This window comes from Pantoea dispersa (assembly GCF_019890955.1).
Taxonomy (GTDB): Bacteria; Pseudomonadota; Gammaproteobacteria; order Enterobacterales; family Enterobacteriaceae; genus Pantoea; species Pantoea dispersa.
In genome coordinates this window covers 164,178-181,041 of the sequence record NZ_CP082348.1, presented here as the reverse complement: position 1 = coordinate 181,041, position 16,864 = coordinate 164,178, and the positions used below count along the sequence as shown (strand labels likewise).

Genomic DNA, 16,864 nt, shown 5'->3' with positions numbered 1-16,864 from the left:
GAAATAATACACACCCACACGTCACGGGCCATGGCCCCCTTCGGCTCCCCGGCAAGCCGGGTCGTCGAGCCCTACTCCGCTAACCGGCAGAGCCGGCAAGCTCCGCCGGACCGCGAGGGACCGCGTTCCGGGCCTGCGGCTAGGGTCTGATGGCTGAGGTCAACCCCTGCAGCGGGCTCGCGCCCGCGCGTTCACTGGCCACGAAAAGCCGTGGCCGCTGAGGCCCGGACCGGCAAAGCCGTCCGGGGTGCATTCCTGCTCATCCCGCCCCCGTCTGCGCATGTTACGGCCAGTCCGTTGCGGAGGGCGGTCGTAGCACCGCCGGTTCAGGCAGAAAGGGGTGAAGTGCACGCCGCCAAAAACTTTTTGCCTGGTGCCGCAAAAACTTTTCGTCGTCGCCCCTTTATGCCCTCTCTTCGTCGTTGCTCCTTTGCCCTTCGCCGCAACGAACTCACCGAAACATGGTTTCAGCAACCGACAACAGGAGAACCAGCATGAACACACAGAACGTCAAAACCGCCGCTGCCGAATCTACCGAAACATGGGTGAAAGGACAGGAAAGCATCGACCTGAGCCCGGCTCAGTTTGCGGACCTGTACCGCTGGATCCGTGCGAACGGGGAGTTTACCGGCGTGGCAGGCGTACACAGTGCCGTACTGGCCGGATTGGTGCTGATTGAGGAGCCCACCCCGGAGCCGGAAGCCCTGAAGATTTATGTCCACAAAGGCTATCCCGCAGCCGTCCAGGAATACGATACCGGATTTGTGGTCGTCCGGGAGTATTACGCCGCCGCTGTGGCCGGGAACTGATCCCGGTCAGTAAACAGATTTATTTCACCCTCTTTCTCAATATAAGGAATCTGATTATGGTCCGTTTTGCTACCCGCTACGCTGCCCCGACCTCCGTACGTAAAAATCACCCGCTGAGCAATGACGAATTAATGCGCGTCGTGCCGAGCGCATTTTCCGAAGAGAAACATGACTCGCGCTCAGACCGTTATACCTATATTCCGACCGTTACACTGCTGGATAAACTGCGCGAGGAAGGCTTTCAGCCTTATTTTGCGAGCCAGTCCCGAGTGCGCGACCCGGAGCGCCGCGACTTTACCAAACACATGATCCGCCTGCGCCGGGGAAATAATAACGGCGGCGGGGAAGTGCCGGAAATTGTATTACTGAACAGCCACGACGGCTCCAGCAGTTATAAAATGATCCCCGGTATTTTCCGGCAGGTGTGCAGCAACGGCCTGGTATGCTGGAAATCATTCGGTGAAATCAGCGTGCCGCATAAAGGCGATATCGTGTCGCAGGTTATTGAGGGCGCTTATGAAGTACTGGGCGTATTCGACAAGGTCGAAAATAACATCGACATCATGAAAGGGATTCAGGTTAACAATGAAGAACGCCGCCTGCTGGGTCAGCTGGCGCTGGAATATAAGTATGATGGAAAAGAGCCGCCGGTATCAGCCGAGCGGATTATTCAGCCGCGCGCCTGGTATGACAAAGGCACCGACTTATGGACCGCGTTTAATATCGTGCAGGAAAACCTGATCAAGGGCGGCGTCACCGGCAGAACGGCGAAGGGAAAAAGAACCACCACGCGCCCGGTAACGGGTATTGATGGCGATATTAAGCTGAATCAGGCGCTGTGGAAAATGGCTGAAGAGTTCGCAAAACTGAAGTCGTAATGTTTAACCCCGGTTGCCGGGGTTATTGTGATGCGGTGCTGACGTCCGCGCTGAGAAAGGTTTCCGGCGCGGGCGTTTTTTTATTCTGTTGTGACATGGCGGCGTAAACTTCATCGCGGGCGATCAGCACGCGGTAAATACTTTTTATAATGGCCGCATATTCACGTCGCTGTTTTATCAGCTTCGGACTGGGGCCGGTGTTATACATCCCGACGCTGTCCCAGTTCCTGCCGTACTGCCTGAAGTTGCGCGCCTCGATCCACGCGCCGGTGTAAATGCAGATGCACGGATCCTTAAGCAACCTTTCCCGCGTAATATCAAATCTTTTCAGCTGATTAAAGTGAGAGCTGTTAATCTGCATATTACAGACGTCGTGCGTTCCGCCGCTGCTTTTCGTGTTCAGGGCGTTATTACGCATGCGCGACTCCTGTATTGAATGTGCCATCAGCAGGCGCGGATCAATGCCGAAATCCTGACCGGCTTTGGTGAAACACATTTCCGGCGTGGCCTGCACGCTGAATACAGCGGCAAGCCCGAAAGCTGCAAACCATTTCATTCTTATTGTCTCACGTACATGCACATAAAGCGCCAGGCGGGTTCGTGTGAAAAATACGCGCTCAGATCGTCTGATGCAAGATAATTCGTTACAGACGCGCACGGTGCGCTGACGGGCAGGTGATGAACATCGTCAGGGATATAAAGAATTCAGGAAGATAGCGTTATTTAACAAGCCGCTCTTGAGATATATAATTCCATCACACCCTACGCAAGATTTTATCTTGCTGTTTTTATGTTTAAATTCATTGTGTTATGAGGCCCTGTTGATTATTTGCGAGGTGTATGTGCCTGTTTTGTCGTAGGAAACGACGACACAATGGTGTCGTAAGCTACGATAGTGTATCGTCGGTTCCTACTACATGTTGTCGTAGGTTCCTGCGATACAGTATCGTAGGAATGTAGATGTGATTTTTAATCAGTGTATTGTATGTCGTACAGTGTCACACTCTACGATATGATGGTGTCGGTAACGACTACCTGTATAAATCAGAATTCCAGAGCAAAGTGCACACTCAGTGCTGGTATCGTCTGATAGTGCAGTTAAGCCGGCCTCAGCACGAAACGCTAAAGAAAATATGACGGTGGTTAATTAAGCCACTCAGGAGAAAAGATAATGGGCAGAATGGGCATTTACGTCAAAGATAAAATTGAGAAGGAAATCAGGGATATTTATCTTCTGGACATTCAGAACGGGGCCAGCCCGGCCGAAGTCAGCCTGTCATCAACGTGCAATGAATTATTACGGCTTGGTCTGATTATGCATAAGGCCAAAAACAAAGAGGACACCTTCAATCAGAAAGAATTTAACCGCGAACTCATCAGAAAAGTCAGCGGCAGCAAAGAAGGCATTATGATATTACTGACCATGATGACAGAACTGTATGTTAACGCAACAGGAGGAGGCGGAACCGAGCGCATAGACACGCTGCTGAGCCAGTACCTGGCTGAAATTGACAGTTCTGAAAGCGATGCCGATAACCGGCATTTTGTCCGGCATGAAGAGAGCGGTCATGCTGACGCCTGACATCGTTATGCGTAACAGTCTTAAAACTTATTGATAAACGGCAAGGGTCAGGAAGAAGTATTAAATAGTTTAAGTTTCCCCTCAGAATGCTGCTGAACGTAGCGGGGGGAGAAAAAACAAATGTATCCTTATCCCCTGCGCGCGCTCCGGGCATCCCGTTTTAATCCGGGTGGCAGTCAGCACCCGGTATGGCATACAGAGAGCGCCTGAAGAATGGGGGAAATTACCTGCCACGGAATAAGTTTGTGTGTTTCAGATGTGGTCAGGATGTGAACTCTATTTATTAATGATGCAGGGGATAGCATCATTCAGTTACCTTCATTCAGGCGAAGATAAATGCCCGGCATGTGTTTACCATCAGTGGGAATTAAGCAGTTTCATAAATGCTCAGATGAATAATGGCGCTGAATTTCTTTTAACTGGTCTGAACCACTGGCCGGGTGCCGTCTGTTTTAATGAAGCGGCTGGCGGCACCCTTCCGGTTAGTAAGAAGTGAAAATAATTATGAGATTTTAAATTTAAAATATCTCATTTAAGGTTGTTATGACTCGCCGGTTTTTCCCGTTACGACCCGGCATCTTTTCCCGCTATCGGATTCTCCGCCACCACGACTTTTTCCAGAATGAACTCGTCAAATAAAATAGCCAGTTCGCGCAGCCGTCTTACCTCCTCATTCTCCGGCAGCTGCTGCTCCGTTAAGTAATTGAGCGAATCCAGCAGGCGCACCTGTATTTCCATGTTCACGCTGCGGCGGTTAAACCGCGCGCTGATTTCCATGTCCCGGCGCAGATTCTCCGGAAAGCTGCTGCTGAAGGCCTTGCTTTTTCCCGGAGTGAACGTTTTTTTATCTGTATTTTTGTCTTCATCATTCCTGCATTTTTCCCGGATAATATCCAGACGGGACTGAATAAACTCATCGAACATCCTGGCCAGCGCAACCAGCCGCTGTCCCTCGTCGGTTTTAATCACGTGACGCCGCGGAGAAAACTGCATCGACGTAATTAACCGGCTGATGATTTCGTCGTTGGTGGTATACCGACGGACGCGTGCCGCCACGCGTAATTCCATCAGCAGGTTCTCCGGTAACCACAGTTTCCTGTACTGCATTTCCCCGCGGGCATATTTCCGTGGTCGTCCGCGACCGTCGGCCATCTTTTCTTTTACTTTCATGCGTTATCACCTCCCTACGAGGCTCACCCTGGACAGGCAGCAAGCGTACGCCACGCCCTTTCAGGAATAATCCTAAAACGGAGCGTGAGAGACTTTAAAAGTGTGACGCGCGTCACAGATTTTTTTTTTTTGAGAAAATGTACACTTACGGCGCGTTACGTCTGTTTACGCACACTGACATTTCTTTAACTCAAATCGAGGGTTTTATACATGAAAGTTGTCATTTCACACCCTGCACCGGTGCAGGGGTCTGCGGAAGCCTGCGCGACGCTAAGCGGGGCGGCGCCAGAGGGACTTATCGGCATCACCCGCCGCGCCTTTAGCCAGATGTATGCATACGGTTATCGCCACCGTGCGAACGTACTGCTGCTGGCGCTGGTCGTGCTGGCCCTCGCGCTGCCGCACCTGGTGCGCGCAGAGGACCTGCTGTCCGGCCAGAAGCAGGACGCCAAAGATACGTTTGGTCACGGCAGCACCGTTGAGTGGGGGCTGTACATGGCCGAAGTCGTCATTTCCATTATCACCTTCATCAAAACCCGTAACCCGGCGCTGTTCGTGGGCGGCCTGGCTTTTCTTGTTGTTGTTACCCGCACGCTCTTCTCCCTGGCCGGCTAATCCCGTATGGACAGGGAATCGCTTCAGTACCAGTTCCCGGAAACCCTCAATGAGCAGAAACGCCTTATCGGACTCCCCACAGAGGAGGCCGTGCTCATCCTTGCGTGCGCCGGCATCGGCCTGCTCTGCGACATGTTCATCATCATGCTCATTGTGGCCGCCGCGCTCTGGCTGCTGGTCCGCCACCTGAAGAAGGGGCAGGGCACCTGGTGGCTCATGAACCTTCTTTACTGGTACCTGCCCACCTCGCTGCTCCGGCTGCAGTTCCGCCGCGTGCCCGACTCGGGTAACCGGCACTGGATGCAGTAACCCGCGCGCCGCCTTCGGGTGGCGCTTATTAAAAGGATAACGCTATGAAGTATCAGGTCCGGGAGGGGCGCAACCGGGTAATCATTCTGGCCCTGTGCGCGCTTTCGCTGCTCGTGTTTATTCTCGCTGCCAGCACCGTCGTCACCGGCGCGCTGGCGTGGCACTTTGCGAAAACGCAGAGGACCATCACTACCCCAATGATGTTTGACCGCCCGTTCACCTCCGGTTCCGCCTCCGGAGACGCGGCCTTAAACGGCATGCTGGTGCGCTCTTTCATTAACCTGCGCCTGTCCGTCACGCCGGAAACTGTGGACAGCCAGCACGCCGCCCTGCTGCGCTTCGTTCCCGCTGAATACCGTGACGACCTGAAAAAGCAGCTCGCCGCCGAAGCTGAGTACATCAAAAAGAACGGCGTCTCCTCCGTGTTCCGCATCGATGACGAAATGACCGACACCACCACCGGCGACGTCATTGCGCAGGGCACGCTGAGCGCCAGCACCACCAACGGCAACCTGAAGATATCACTTCCGGATTCGCATAAAGCCTACCGGCTCAGCGTGCACTACGTGGACGGCCTTATCCGCCTGACGGCCTTCCCCGAGGTGCCCTGGACCCAACCTGAACGCCGCCCGCAACAGGACTGACCCCATGAAAATGACCCTTTCCGCCATCGCCGTGGCCGGCGCGCTGGCGCTGCTGCCCGCCGCACAGGCCGCGGTGCCCGGCCCGGCCGGAACAATGTTTGAAAACAACGCGCACCTGAAGGCGCAGATGAGCAATACGAGCCCGAATAAAATCATCATTGACGGCGAGCTGATCACCGGCATCACCGGGCCGCAAAACGCCTATACAAAGGACAACACCGCCGACGGCGCGCTGCTGATTACGCCGCTGACCGGGCAGGACTTCACCATCTTCCTGGAAACCGCTGGCGGCGTCGGCGTGTCGATAGATATCTCGCCCAGACCCGGCAACGGCCGCACGCTGCACCTGATTCCGGCGGACGTGCCGCTGAAGCCCAACCCGGACGCGAAGGTGTGGGAGGAAAGCCAGCCCTTCCAGAAAACGCTGGTGAGCATTGCCCGCAGCATCGTGAACGGCGACGTACCGGAGAACTACACCGAGGTGAAAGCCTCGCGCGGCCCGGCGTATAACCCGCTCGCGGGCGTGCAGCTGACGCCGGAGCGCCAGCTGGCCGGCTCGCACCTGCGCGTGATGCGCTATCGCATGAAAAACACCGGCTACGTGACGCGGGCGCTCAGCGAAAAGCAGTTCTGGCAGAAGGGCGTGCGCGCGGTGATGCTTTCAACCCGCACGCTTTATGCAAACGGCGAGGGCTTCGTGTGGGTGATTTTCTCCACTGACGCGGAGGGCGGCTCATGAGCAACATCAATACCGCCACGCGCCGCCGACAGTGGGTGATTGCCGGCGTCTCCGCCGCGGTCATGCTGGCGGTGGGCGGCGGCATCTGGGCGTACTCGCACCATCAGGCGGAGCTGAACAAGCCCGCACCTAAGACCGCGCCGAACCTGACCGGCGGCCTGATAAACACCTCCTTTACCGATGGCGTGGCCACTGCGGCGCTGCAGCAGCAGCAGAACAAGACTGCGGGGCTTGAGCGCGACCTCGGTACGCTGACCAGCACGCTTAAAAGCCAGAACGACGAGCTCAAAAAGCAGCTCAGCACAATGGCCGACGCCATCACGCAGCTGCAGACGCAGCAGGCGCAGGGGAGTAAGGCGCCTGCCGCCCCGCAGCCAGCCAGCACTTCACCTGCGAATGGCCCCGTCCCGGCCGGGCAGTCCGGTCCGGCGCAGTGGAGCATCAGCAATCCCGGCGGCGGACCGGCTGCCGGGCAGGGCAGTCAGTTCTATCCCGCGCAGGGGCAGGGGTTCTACCCCGGCGCCGGCACGGTGCGCCCGGGCGGTCTGAGCCGCGACACCTTCACTTACGCCGCGCTCACCGACAAAAAGACGAAGCTGCCCTGGATCCCCTCCGGCTCCTTCTCTGAGGCGGTGATGATTGAGGGCGCTGACGCCAACGCCAGTGTGACCGGTCAGCAGAACACCTCGCCGGTGGTCATTACCCTGCTTGGTGACGTCTCCATGCCCAACGGCAAGACCTGGAACATGGACCAGTGCCGCGTCACCGGAGAGATGTACGGCGATATCTCCAGCGAGCGCGGCGAGGTGCGCACCCATAACATCAGCTGCATCCTGAAGAACGGCAAGCATATCGACATGCCGTTCGACGGTCACGTGTCCTTCCAGGGCAAGGTAGGCATCCGCGGTAAGCCTGTGATGCGTAACGGTGCCATCATCGCCAACGCCGGCGCGGCCGGCCTGCTGTCGGGCTTCGGCGAGGGCATCAAGTCTGCCGCCACGCCGACGGTAGGACTCGGTGCAAGTGCCTCTGTCGGTGCCGGTGACATTCTTAAACAGGGCTTCGGCGGCGGCGCCAGCAAGGCGGCGGACACGCTGAGCCAGTACTGGATTAAGCGCGCCGAGCAGTACCACCCGGTGATTGATATCGGTGCCGGCAACGCCGTGACCGTGGTGTTCCAGAAGGGCTTCAGGCTGGAAACCATAGAAGACGCTGATGCCGAAAAGGCACAGAAAGAGGCACCGCAGCCGGTAGTGCAGCAGACCGCAGCGAACCAGCCGGTCAGCACCGGCGGCGGCAACAGCGCGCCGGTGTTAAACCCCGATGAAGTTCTTCGTCAGGCCAGCCAGCTGCGCCTCGGCGACACCATTAACTGACAGGAGTGAGCGATGGAAAACTGGTACGTAGCACAGACAAAGTGGGCGCAGGAGAAGTACGCCTGTCAACAGCTGCAGGGTCAGGGCGTCACCTGCCTGCTGCCGGTGTTTTCCCGCGTCCGGCTGCGCAACGGCAGGGTGCGCGGCGTGACGCCGCAGCCGCTCTTTCCGGGCTACCTGTTCGTGCGCTTCGATCCGGAGGTGGTGCACACCACCGCCATCAAGGGCACGCGGGGAATTTCCACGCTCATCAGCTTTGGCGGCCTGCCAGCGGTGGTGCCCGACCGCGTCATCGCGCAGCTGGAGGCCGGCTGGGAGGGCGTGCCGCTTACCACGGACGCGCCGGTGAACGGTGACCGCGTGATGATTGAGGACGGGGCATTCGAGGGGCTGGAGGCGGTGTGGTGTGAACCGGATGGTACAAAACGCGCCATTCTGCTTTTGACCCTGATGAACCGCCAGGTGCGCGTGCCGGTAGAAAGCCATATGCGCTTTCACATTACCGCGCGCGGGGAGGCGGCATGATCAGGACACGCTTATCCGATGAAAAACGCCGGCGCCGTCAGCTGGGAGAGATACGGGTCATGGTGGCCAGCTGGAAGCACGGCCATTTGCCTTATGCCGACACGCTGGTTGTCTGCATACTGTCATTGGCGGTACTGGCCGTGCTCTGGGGCGATTACTCTTATCATGGGCGGGTCTGGGCCGGCTGGCTGATGGTGCTGCCCGCCGTTGTTGCGGCTGCCGCCGTTGTCATGCGGCTGCGGGAGCCGCTTAACTGGCAGGACCTGATTGCCCGAAGGCTGGCGGTCTATCCCTATCGGGACGTCACGGCCTGGCGTGAACTGCAGCAGGTGGTGGTTGAGGCAGGATTTATTTCGGTCCCCATGCTTGCCTGCTGGCTTGATAAAGAGATGCAGACCTTCACGACGCCCGCCCGGCGTCGGACCTTTGCTTTCACTGAGCGTGAACGGGATGAGCGCGGGGAATCTGACTGCAGGAGCCATCATGAATAAACGCACCCGCCGGGAGCAGCGTATCCGGCTCTGCGCGCTGCAGCTCCGCTACCGTAAAGCGTGGAAGACGCAGGCCAGCAGCTGCAGGCTCGCGGCGCTGCTCACCGAAATCGAGGTGATTCAGCACCGTCTGGCCGCGGACAGTACTCAGACGGAGGCCATATGCAGCTGAGCTTCCAGCGGCTGGCCATCGCGAGTGCCGCCAGCACCTGTCTGGCCAGTGCGGCGCTGCTGCTCCACCTTTCCGGCTTTGTTCTTTAACCTTATCGCTTAATCTGAGGTGCCTATGGATCCTGATAAAACAGTCACCCCGCCGGAAGCGCTGCTCATCCGCGTGACGCATCCCGCCGGCAATATGGTGTTCCGGCTTGAAAGACTTAATACCCGACCGGTTCCGGATGCGGCAATTCGCCCGCTGGCAGAGAACTCCGGTCACGTACCCGCACTCACGGACGTCACGATTGAGCGGCTGGCGGCGTACATTGCTGACGTCATCCGCCAGGTTTCACCGGGCACACCGCGCGCAGATGTCTGGGCGCGCATAAAAGCACCGGTAAAAGACGTATCCGCTGCCAGCAGCCATCGTATTATGAGCGAGGATGCGCTCAAGGATCTGCTGACGGTCAACGCCTTCATGAAAGGTAAACATACCGGCTGAACCTGTTTTCTGTGCCTTCACCAGGGCAACCCGCACCATCCGATTAACCCGCACACTCATTTTTAATACCGCTGCGGCCCGGCCGCCACTGAGGATATTCCCATGCAAAAAATCTTTGCGTGCGCACTACTGTGCGCCGCGCTCACCGGCTGCGCCGGCATGAACTCTGACTTTGACTGCAACAAAACCGCCACCGACCAGTGCCTGTCGATGTCTGACGCCAGCAAACTGGCATCAAAAGGCAAAAGCCTCGACGACCTGACCGCGCAGAAGGAGGCCGGCCCAAAGCCTGCCGCTGAGGCGCTGGCGACGCCCGGCAATGTGAAGCCCGCCGTTAATCCTTACCGCCCCGTGAGCGTGGCGACGCTGACTCCCCGTCCTGTCTCCGGGCAGGCGCTGAGCGCAGACAGTCTCCGGGCATCCACGGTGCCGGTTCGCGCAGCAACACCGGTGGTGCCGGGTGATTACAGCGGACCGGGACAGGTAGACGCCCGCCGCATTCCTGACGCGACGCAGCGCCTGTGGATCGCGCCGTGGGTCGACGAGCAGGACAGCTTCCATCAGCCCGCCGTGGTGGAATTCGTGAAGCAGAAATCACGCTGGGACGAAGATTTCCGGGTTATCAGCGAGGGGGAGTAATGAAAAAAAGCTTTTCTTTCCGTTCCGCGCATGCGCAGCGGGTGCCCGCATCGTCTGCGGCCGCGCTGCATCACCGGCCCTGGCCCGGTATCAGTATGCTGCGGGCTGATGTTTCATCGGGGCATATTTTCATCTGCGCCGACACCGGCGCAGGCAAAAGCCTGCTGTTACGGGATGTGATGAACACAGTGCTACGCGCACCTTACGCAGGAGTTCAGCATGCTCAGTAACGTTATCGATCACCTCGCCGGCATTATGAACAGCAGCCGGGACGAGGGCGGGGCAAAGCTTGCCCGCCAGAAGCTGCAGGAAAGCTTCAGCTACCCCTCACTGACCAGCCTGCTGCCGTGGCGCGAGTTCGACGAAAAATCGGAACTCTTCATTAATACCCGCTCGGTAGGCTTTATGCTGGAGGTGGCACCGCTCGCCGGCGCCAACCAGCAGGTGGTGCAGGCGCTGGACGACCTGATGCGCAAAAAGCTCCCGCGCAGGACGCCGGTCACGGTGCTGATGGTGGCCAGCAAATGCGTGGGTGACATGCTGGAGAACGGGCTGAGCCGTGACATGTGGAAGGGCGACATGGCGCCGCAGCTCAATGCCATCACCAAAGCCTACTGGGAACGATCGGCCCTGAAGGGGCTGGCCAACGAGCGAGAATATCCGCTCTACCTGCGCAACTACCGCGTGTTTCTGGTGTATGCGCACCCCGGCACCGGCGGCCTTAAATCGATGGACGAGGTGGCACAACTTCGGGAGACCGTCCGCGTGTCCCTGATGTCCGCGTCAATGGATACGCGACGGGTGGGCGCGTCGGAGTTTCTGTCGATCATCCGCGAGCAGCTGAACTACCGCCCCGGCCAGGTCAGTACGGCCAGCGAGCACTGGAACCCGGAGCAGGAGCTGCACCGCCAGTGCGTGGACACCAGTACAGAAATGGAGGTGCACCCGGATTACCTGCGGCTGACCACCTCCACAAAAGCCGGTGACAGAGCCGTAGAGGAGGGCGCTGCGTCCACGGTGGCCAGCACGCGCATCGTGAACATGCAGCTGACTAAGGTGCCGAAGCAGTTCGCGCTCTGGCAGGCAGCCGACAACCTGCAGAACATGCGCTTTCCCGATCTCGGCATCCCCTGTCCGTTCCTGCTGAGCTGGACCATCTGTGTGGAAGAACAGGTCAGCAGCCAGAACGAGGCGTTCCGTAAGGAGCAGGACATGGGCAAGAAGGCCAACTCCTCCTACGGCAAGCTGTTCCCCAACACGCAGCGCACCTACGAGGAGTGGCGCGACCTGCGCATGGGGCTTGCCAGCAACGAAATTGCCATGTGCAGCTTCAACCTTAACCTGACGCTGTTCACGCCCGACAGCGACAGCGGGCAGCAGCGCTGTGAGCTCTCGGCCATCAACGTGTTCCGTAAAAATGACCTGGAGATGTCCGCACCCCGCTATCAGCAGCTGCGCAACTGGCTGACCTCGCTGCCGTTCGTGATGCAGGAGGGGCTGTGGGACGACATGAAGCACATGAACGCCACCCTGCGCTGCAAAAGTTTTAACGCCGTGAACCTGATGCCGGTAGTTGCCGAGCGTCAGATGTCGCCGAGGGGCATACCGCTGGCCACCTACCGCAACCAGCTGGCCTTTTTTGACATGTTCGATGAGGAAAACGGTTCGACCAACTTTAACATCGGCGTGACGGGAACGTCGGGCGCGGGCAAAAGCTTCCTGATACAGGGGATCCTGCGTGAGGTCCTGAATGCGCAGGGGTTTGCCTGGGTTATCGACATGGGGGGCAGTTACAAAAACTACTGCCGTCAGGCGGGTGGCGCGTACCTGGACGGTGCCACGCTGCGCTTTAATCCGTTTGCCAATCTGACCGATCTCAGCCTGAAGGAGTCAGTAGAGGGGATCGCTGGCCTGATGGCCGTGCTGGCCAGCCCCGAAGGGAAGCTGGATGAGGTCAGTGAAGCCATTCTGCAGAAGGCCGTGGTGGCGGCGTATGCGGCGCGCAAGAACAAAGCGCGCATAGACGACGTCGTGGGGTATCTCAAGTCGGATGCCGTCAGAAAGGAATACGGAGAGCAACCCACCATCATCAACCGCATCAACGAGCTGGTGCTGCTGCTGGACCGCTGGTGCACCTGGGGCAGCGACGGGGAGTACTTTAACTCGGATAACCCGACGCTTGACGGAGAAACGCGCTTCACGGTGCTGGAGCTGCTGAGCCTGGAAAGCCGCCCGCAGCTGCTGTCCGCGGTACTGTACTCGCTGATCCTGGCGATTCAGGAAAAGATGTACCACTCACCGCGCAGCCTCAAGAAGCTCGCCATCATCGACGAGGCCTGGCGCCTGTTCAGCGGACAGAACCCGCACGCCGCGCGCTTTATCGAAACCGGCTACCGCACGGTACGTCGCCACCGCGGCGCGTTCATTACCATCACGCAGGGCATCAAGGACTTCACCGGCCTGCCCGACAAGCCGGCACCGTCTGCCGCTGCCGCTGCCTGGGACAACAGCGGAACCAAAATCACGCTGCTGCAGGATGCGAAGGCCTTCAAGACCTACCTCAACGCCAGTCCGGATCAGTTTACCGAGATGGAAACGCAGATTATCCGCGGCTTTGCCAAAGCCCGCCTGACGGGTTTCAGCTCCGTGATGATCTCAATGGGCGAGCAGAGTTCGTTTTACCGGGTATTTGTCGATCCGGTCACGCGCGCGATGTTCAGCACCACGGGTGAGGACTACGAGTGGATGACCGAGGCGCAGAAGGCCGGCGCAACCAGCGAGGAAGCCGCGTACCTGCTGGCCAGCGAGCCGCACATGTATCAGGCCGAGATGCAGGAGCTGGAGCGCTGGGCCGGCCTGGCCCCCGTATAAAAAGAGGAATCAACGATGCAGGAAGATATCCATGCCTTATCCGCTGAAGAGGGCGAAACGCCGGACGCGCAGCCATTGCGTGAGGGCGTAACCGTGAAGCGCGTTTCCGGCCTGCTGCACCGTCGTAGCGTCCGGCTGGCCGTGTTTGCCGCGCTGGTCATCACGCTCAGCGCCGGCGTCAGCGCGCTGGTTGCGCAGGCCGTACAGCCCGACTACGTGGTGTTTGACATGAAGGGCACCATCGACACCTTCCGCCAGCAGACCGCGCAGTCTGCGCTGGATAAGGAGAGACTGGCGGCGCTCACGAAGCGCTTCGGCTCTGCGCTGGACGCGAGCCTGTCGGACTGGCAGGCCGCGCACGGCGGCGTCATCCTGGTGAAGGGCGCGGTGGTGGCCGGCGTCACCGACATTACGCCGGCGATTCAGGCCGATATCGCCCGCCAGATGCAGGCGACGCCATGAAGCGGCTCACCACAGCGGTTGCTCTGCTCGCCACAGCGGTTATCTGGTCCGCGCAGGCGAAAGAGCTCGGCACCATCGGCCACCTGTTTCCCATTGCCGAACCCGATCTGCTGGCCTTTATCGGCCAGCGCCTGCAGGGCATGAAAGACAGCGGTGAGCTGGACCGGCTGCAGCGCGAGGCCGAGGCGCGGGTGAAGGCCCACGCCGTCAGGCCCGCGCCGGTGGCCGGCCTGACGCCGGCGAAAACGGACAGGGCATTCCTGTATGACCCGACCTTCACGGTGCGGGAAACCATCCGGGACATGCGCGGCAACGTCATCGCCCGGGCGGGAGACAGGGTCAACCCGCTGGATAAGGTCGCCTTCAGCGAGACGCTGTATTTCATCGATGGCGACAACCCGCAGCAGATGGCGTGGCTGAAGCCGCAGCTCGCCGGGCAGCAGAATTATAAGGTCATTCTGGTCAACGGTAACGTGCACGACAGCAGCATCGCGCTGGATGAGCCGGTGTACTTCGACCAGTACGGCACGTTAACAACAAAATTCGGCTTTGAGCACACGCCGGTGCGCATCACGCGCGCGGACAGGATGCTGAAGGTGGAGGAGGTGGCGCTGAAATGAGTCACAACGCACGGGGGCAGACGGCCCCGAAGAAGTTAAAGCGTCATGTCGCACAGGTGCGCCTCGATGACGACGACAAATCCGGGCTGCGCCGCATGACCGCCGAGTTCCCGCTGTACTCGGAGTCGATGATTATGCGCGCGGCGCTGCAGACGCTGCTGGCGTGCAGCGGAGAGGTCCGGTCGGCCATCGTACTGGCCTCACTCACCGACAAAGACGTGGGGGAGGTCATGCGTCAGTACGGCATGACGGTGCTGACGGGGGTGCCTCATGCAGAATGAATTGCTTCCGCGACTGGTTAATGACTGGAAATCTTCAGAGGTCTCCGCCATGCAGCAGAATGCAGCGCCAGCCGTGCAGCCGGTCTGGAGCGCTCCCGCGCCGGAGCCTGCGTGTCGCGCGGAAATTTCGCTTTCGCCGGCGAGTATTCGTGCACTCGGTGACCTGACGGATCATCTGCCCGCGGTCGGTTTATTCATTATGCTACTGGTGCTGTCCGTTGTGATGGTTCGTCTGGGCAGGGTGTTCCCTGCAAAGCAGGCGGATCGGAGTGATGCATTCAGCGTTCGCCACGGAACGTCAGTGCCCGTACCGGCGCCGTTCGGCAGTCCGGCGATGGCTGCATGTGCACTTGCGCATGAGGAAACCGCGTACTGGCAGCAGCTGCTGGCCGCTTTCGCAGCCGCTATTGAGGCGGAAGGTTACACCTTCGGCACCGATGCACGGGCAAAAGTGGCGTTACCGCACGCCGTGCGGGCCCGTGCGGGCGGGGCAATTGTGAAAGCGCGCTCGCAGCATATTACGCCGCTGCGGAGTGAAGCGGCGCTGGAAGATTTGCAGCTGCAGGCGGCGGAGGACGGTTACGCGGGCAGCTGGGCGGACTGGTGCCAGCGGGGCGCAGAGGCGGCCGGCTGGTATGTCATCAGGCGTGAGGTAGACCAGCTACCTGACGATGCGGTAACGAAGTGAGGAGCGGAATATGACGCAAACCGAAATAGGTGTTTTGTCCCTGATAGGTGTGCTGGCAGGGGGAGGGTTAATTAATCTTGTTAACTTTCTTCTTGAAAGTTCGCGTGGTAGCAAAGAGGTTCCTCCTGAAGAACAGCCCCTGCGCCGGAATGACCTGGAAAACGCCGAACAGGATTATCACGCGATGCTGCAGCGCCTCGGCGTGACCGACAGGTGGTTTCGCCATGCGTGGCCGCTGACGCAGATAAGCCTGATGTGGTCCGGCCCGCCCGGATCGCTCACAAGCGGCATTCCGGCAGCGCTGCGCGCAGCAGCTGGTGAGCTTTCAAAGAACGGCGCCGGGAATTTCAGCTGTGACTGCCTCACTGAGGCGGGGGGGGGCGCCAGGCCTGATGTGGCACATCGCTTCAAGAGTCACCGAAACGGAACCGTCAATTTTTATCGACGGACACGGCAGCAAAACCCGCCCGGGGGCGTGGCGGCGCGGATTTAAATACGTCCGGATGCCAGATAGTCTGGAACGCGTGGCCATCCTGCTGCAGGGCATCCGACATATCTCCGCAGAGACGCTTTCACTTTATCTGCTGGATGTAGCAGACAGGCTGGAGATGGGTGACGCAGACGGGGTTAAGCATGATGACGACAGCGGCTGGGCCTTCCGCACATTTGCGGCGGTAACGGCGACTGATGAACCTAAACCTGACAACAGGATGCAGACTGATGGACACTTACCCTGACCTGTCGCCGCGGCTCTGGCCGCCGACGGCGGAACAGCTGGCGTTCTGGCAGGACCAGACCGGCAGAAAGGCTGATTATGAGAAAGCGTATGCACAGTGGCTGCAGGAGAAATGCGGCAATGCCGTGTATGAAATAAATGAAGCTGGCGGATTCGCTGATACCGGCAGCCCGCTGCTGAATGGCCTGCTGGCACTGTCGGCACAGTCGGTGCACCAGTACCGGCTGATTATCTCCACTCCGCCCGATCCTGAGCGTCTTTTACTGCACCACGCACTGGACGCCATCAGGGAGCAGTTCACATGCTTGCTGCCACCCGGGACCAATAACTGGGATCAGGCTCTGCGGGACAAGGTTAGCAGACTGCAGGCTGCCCCTGTAAAATATCATCAGCTAAAGGAAACCCGGGGAGAAACAGACGGCGCGCAGTGGGTAATGAGCGAATGCCGTCGCGATCATCACGCGTGGCCGGGAGGGCTGTGGAAATTCCTTTCTGAGAATACCCGGATGGCCACGGCCAGTGCCTGGCTGGAGATGTTTCATGATTTCCGGCCCGACCCCGGCCGCAGCCACCTTGCGGTCATGATGCAGACCTTCGGTGACCCGCCTCAGCGTAGACAGCTGGGAATGCTGTTAGGCAAACTGGACGGCAACATTGAATTTCAGGGCCCTTACGCCGGGATACGGATCACCACTGAGATTGGCCTGACCTGGTGCATTTACCCGGCGTTAACGGGTGAAGCAGCGTAGAATACCGCCCAGACGCTGGCAT

General features: G+C 59.0%; 25 protein-coding genes. 23 read left to right on the top strand and 2 right to left on the bottom strand.

Translation table 11 applies throughout. The features are described 5' to 3' along the window. Positions 1–494 precede the first annotated feature (494 nt). Positions 495–809 carry a hypothetical protein gene (locus K7H94_RS22940; RefSeq protein ID WP_222952474.1) on the top strand — a complete coding sequence of 105 codons (315 nt, stop codon included), beginning with the start codon at positions 495–497 and terminating at the stop codon, positions 807–809. Between the two features lie 56 nt (positions 810–865). Beyond that, entirely contained in the window at positions 866–1,687 is an 822-nt protein-coding gene (locus K7H94_RS22935) for a DUF932 domain-containing protein (RefSeq protein ID WP_222952473.1), read from the top strand. 22 nt (positions 1,688–1,709) lie between these two features. Here the strand turns inward: K7H94_RS22935 and K7H94_RS22930 are convergent, their stop codons facing one another. Beyond that, positions 1,710–2,243, bottom strand: coding sequence for a lytic transglycosylase domain-containing protein (locus tag K7H94_RS22930; RefSeq protein ID WP_222952545.1), 534 nt, complete (start codon positions 2,241–2,243; stop codon positions 1,710–1,712). Between the two features lie 615 nt (positions 2,244–2,858). On the opposite strand from K7H94_RS22930, the gene K7H94_RS22925 reads away from it, so the two are divergent. Both K7H94_RS22925 and K7H94_RS22920 read left to right on the top strand, forming a co-directional pair. Continuing rightward, positions 2,859–3,269, top strand: a complete 411-nt coding sequence (locus tag K7H94_RS22925) for a relaxosome protein TraM (protein ID WP_059012500.1) — start codon at positions 2,859–2,861, stop codon at positions 3,267–3,269. Between the two features lie 247 nt (positions 3,270–3,516). Further along, a complete protein-coding gene (locus K7H94_RS22920; RefSeq protein WP_222952472.1) occupies positions 3,517–3,765 on the top strand; it encodes a hypothetical protein in 249 nt (82 codons plus the stop codon). 68 nt (positions 3,766–3,833) lie between these two features. Here K7H94_RS22920 and K7H94_RS22915 read toward each other — a convergent pair whose 3' ends face one another. Further along, positions 3,834–4,439, bottom strand: a complete 606-nt coding sequence (locus K7H94_RS22915; protein WP_222952471.1) for a hypothetical protein — start codon at positions 4,437–4,439, stop codon at positions 3,834–3,836. Positions 4,440–4,649: 210 nt separating this feature from the next. Between K7H94_RS22915 and K7H94_RS22910 the strand changes: the two genes are divergently transcribed. From K7H94_RS22910 to K7H94_RS22820, 19 genes are all read left to right on the top strand, one after another. After that, positions 4,650–5,054, top strand: a complete 405-nt coding sequence (locus tag K7H94_RS22910) for a conjugal transfer protein TraA (RefSeq protein WP_222952470.1) — start codon at positions 4,650–4,652, stop codon at positions 5,052–5,054. Positions 5,055–5,060: 6 nt separating this feature from the next. Beyond that, positions 5,061–5,363 carry a type IV conjugative transfer system protein TraL gene (traL, locus tag K7H94_RS22905; protein ID WP_222952469.1) on the top strand — a complete coding sequence of 101 codons (303 nt, stop codon included), beginning with the start codon at positions 5,061–5,063 and terminating at the stop codon, positions 5,361–5,363. Between the two features lie 44 nt (positions 5,364–5,407). Beyond that, entirely contained in the window at positions 5,408–6,007 is a 600-nt protein-coding gene (locus K7H94_RS22900) for a TraE/TraK family type IV conjugative transfer system protein (RefSeq protein WP_141496854.1), read from the top strand. Between the two features lie 4 nt (positions 6,008–6,011). After that, positions 6,012–6,746, top strand: coding sequence for an F-type conjugal transfer protein TraK (gene traK / locus K7H94_RS22895; RefSeq protein WP_222952468.1), 735 nt, complete (start codon positions 6,012–6,014; stop codon positions 6,744–6,746). Then, positions 6,743–8,122: an F-type conjugal transfer pilus assembly protein TraB gene (gene traB / locus K7H94_RS22890; protein ID WP_222952467.1), complete on the top strand. Its 1,380-nt coding sequence runs from the start codon at positions 6,743–6,745 to the stop codon at positions 8,120–8,122. Before traK ends, traB begins: the two co-directional genes overlap by 4 nt. A gap of 12 nt (positions 8,123–8,134) precedes the next feature. Beyond that, the gene (gene rfaH, locus K7H94_RS22885) at positions 8,135–8,647 is read left to right on the top strand and encodes a transcription/translation regulatory transformer protein RfaH (protein WP_141496857.1); all 513 of its coding nucleotides are present in this window, start codon (positions 8,135–8,137) and stop codon (positions 8,645–8,647) included. Next, positions 8,644–9,138, top strand: coding sequence for a hypothetical protein (locus K7H94_RS22880; RefSeq protein WP_222952466.1), 495 nt, complete (start codon positions 8,644–8,646; stop codon positions 9,136–9,138). Before rfaH ends, K7H94_RS22880 begins: the two co-directional genes overlap by 4 nt. Then, positions 9,131–9,310 carry a hypothetical protein gene (locus K7H94_RS22875; RefSeq protein WP_222952465.1) on the top strand — a complete coding sequence of 60 codons (180 nt, stop codon included), beginning with the start codon at positions 9,131–9,133 and terminating at the stop codon, positions 9,308–9,310. The genes K7H94_RS22880 and K7H94_RS22875 overlap by 8 nt, the downstream gene beginning before the upstream one ends. Before the next feature lie 114 nt (positions 9,311–9,424). Beyond that, positions 9,425–9,796, top strand: a complete 372-nt coding sequence (locus tag K7H94_RS22870) for a hypothetical protein (RefSeq protein WP_222952464.1) — start codon at positions 9,425–9,427, stop codon at positions 9,794–9,796. A 102-nt stretch (positions 9,797–9,898) separates the two neighbouring features. After that, positions 9,899–10,435, top strand: coding sequence for a type IV conjugative transfer system lipoprotein TraV (gene traV / locus K7H94_RS22865; RefSeq protein ID WP_222952463.1), 537 nt, complete (start codon positions 9,899–9,901; stop codon positions 10,433–10,435). Continuing rightward, a complete protein-coding gene (locus K7H94_RS22860) occupies positions 10,435–10,665 on the top strand; it encodes a hypothetical protein (RefSeq protein ID WP_222952462.1) in 231 nt (76 codons plus the stop codon). Before traV ends, K7H94_RS22860 begins: the two co-directional genes overlap by 1 nt. Further along, on the top strand, positions 10,655–13,306 hold the full coding sequence (gene traC, locus K7H94_RS22855; protein WP_222952461.1) for a type IV secretion system protein TraC: 2,652 nt from the start codon (positions 10,655–10,657) through the stop codon (positions 13,304–13,306). Before K7H94_RS22860 ends, traC begins: the two co-directional genes overlap by 11 nt. 15 nt (positions 13,307–13,321) lie before the next feature. Beyond that, the gene (gene trbI / locus K7H94_RS22850) at positions 13,322–13,768 is read left to right on the top strand and encodes a type-F conjugative transfer system protein TrbI (protein WP_222952460.1); all 447 of its coding nucleotides are present in this window, start codon (positions 13,322–13,324) and stop codon (positions 13,766–13,768) included. Next, positions 13,765–14,388 carry a type-F conjugative transfer system protein TraW gene (traW, locus tag K7H94_RS22845; RefSeq protein WP_127835201.1) on the top strand — a complete coding sequence of 208 codons (624 nt, stop codon included), beginning with the start codon at positions 13,765–13,767 and terminating at the stop codon, positions 14,386–14,388. The genes trbI and traW overlap by 4 nt, the downstream gene beginning before the upstream one ends. Then, a complete protein-coding gene (locus K7H94_RS22840) occupies positions 14,385–14,669 on the top strand; it encodes a hypothetical protein (protein ID WP_088518010.1) in 285 nt (94 codons plus the stop codon). The genes traW and K7H94_RS22840 overlap by 4 nt, the downstream gene beginning before the upstream one ends. Before the next feature lie 49 nt (positions 14,670–14,718). Continuing rightward, a complete protein-coding gene (locus tag K7H94_RS22835) occupies positions 14,719–15,357 on the top strand; it encodes a hypothetical protein (RefSeq protein ID WP_222952459.1) in 639 nt (212 codons plus the stop codon). 10 nt (positions 15,358–15,367) lie between these two features. Then, positions 15,368–15,850 carry a hypothetical protein gene (locus K7H94_RS22830; RefSeq protein WP_222952458.1) on the top strand — a complete coding sequence of 161 codons (483 nt, stop codon included), beginning with the start codon at positions 15,368–15,370 and terminating at the stop codon, positions 15,848–15,850. 31 nt (positions 15,851–15,881) lie between these two features. Continuing rightward, on the top strand, positions 15,882–16,094 hold the full coding sequence (locus K7H94_RS22825; RefSeq protein ID WP_222952457.1) for a hypothetical protein: 213 nt from the start codon (positions 15,882–15,884) through the stop codon (positions 16,092–16,094). Beyond that, positions 16,078–16,842 (top strand): hypothetical protein, encoded by a 765-nt coding sequence (locus K7H94_RS22820; RefSeq protein WP_222952456.1) that lies wholly within the window; start codon positions 16,078–16,080, stop codon positions 16,840–16,842. Before K7H94_RS22825 ends, K7H94_RS22820 begins: the two co-directional genes overlap by 17 nt. Positions 16,843–16,864: the final 22 nt, after the last annotated feature.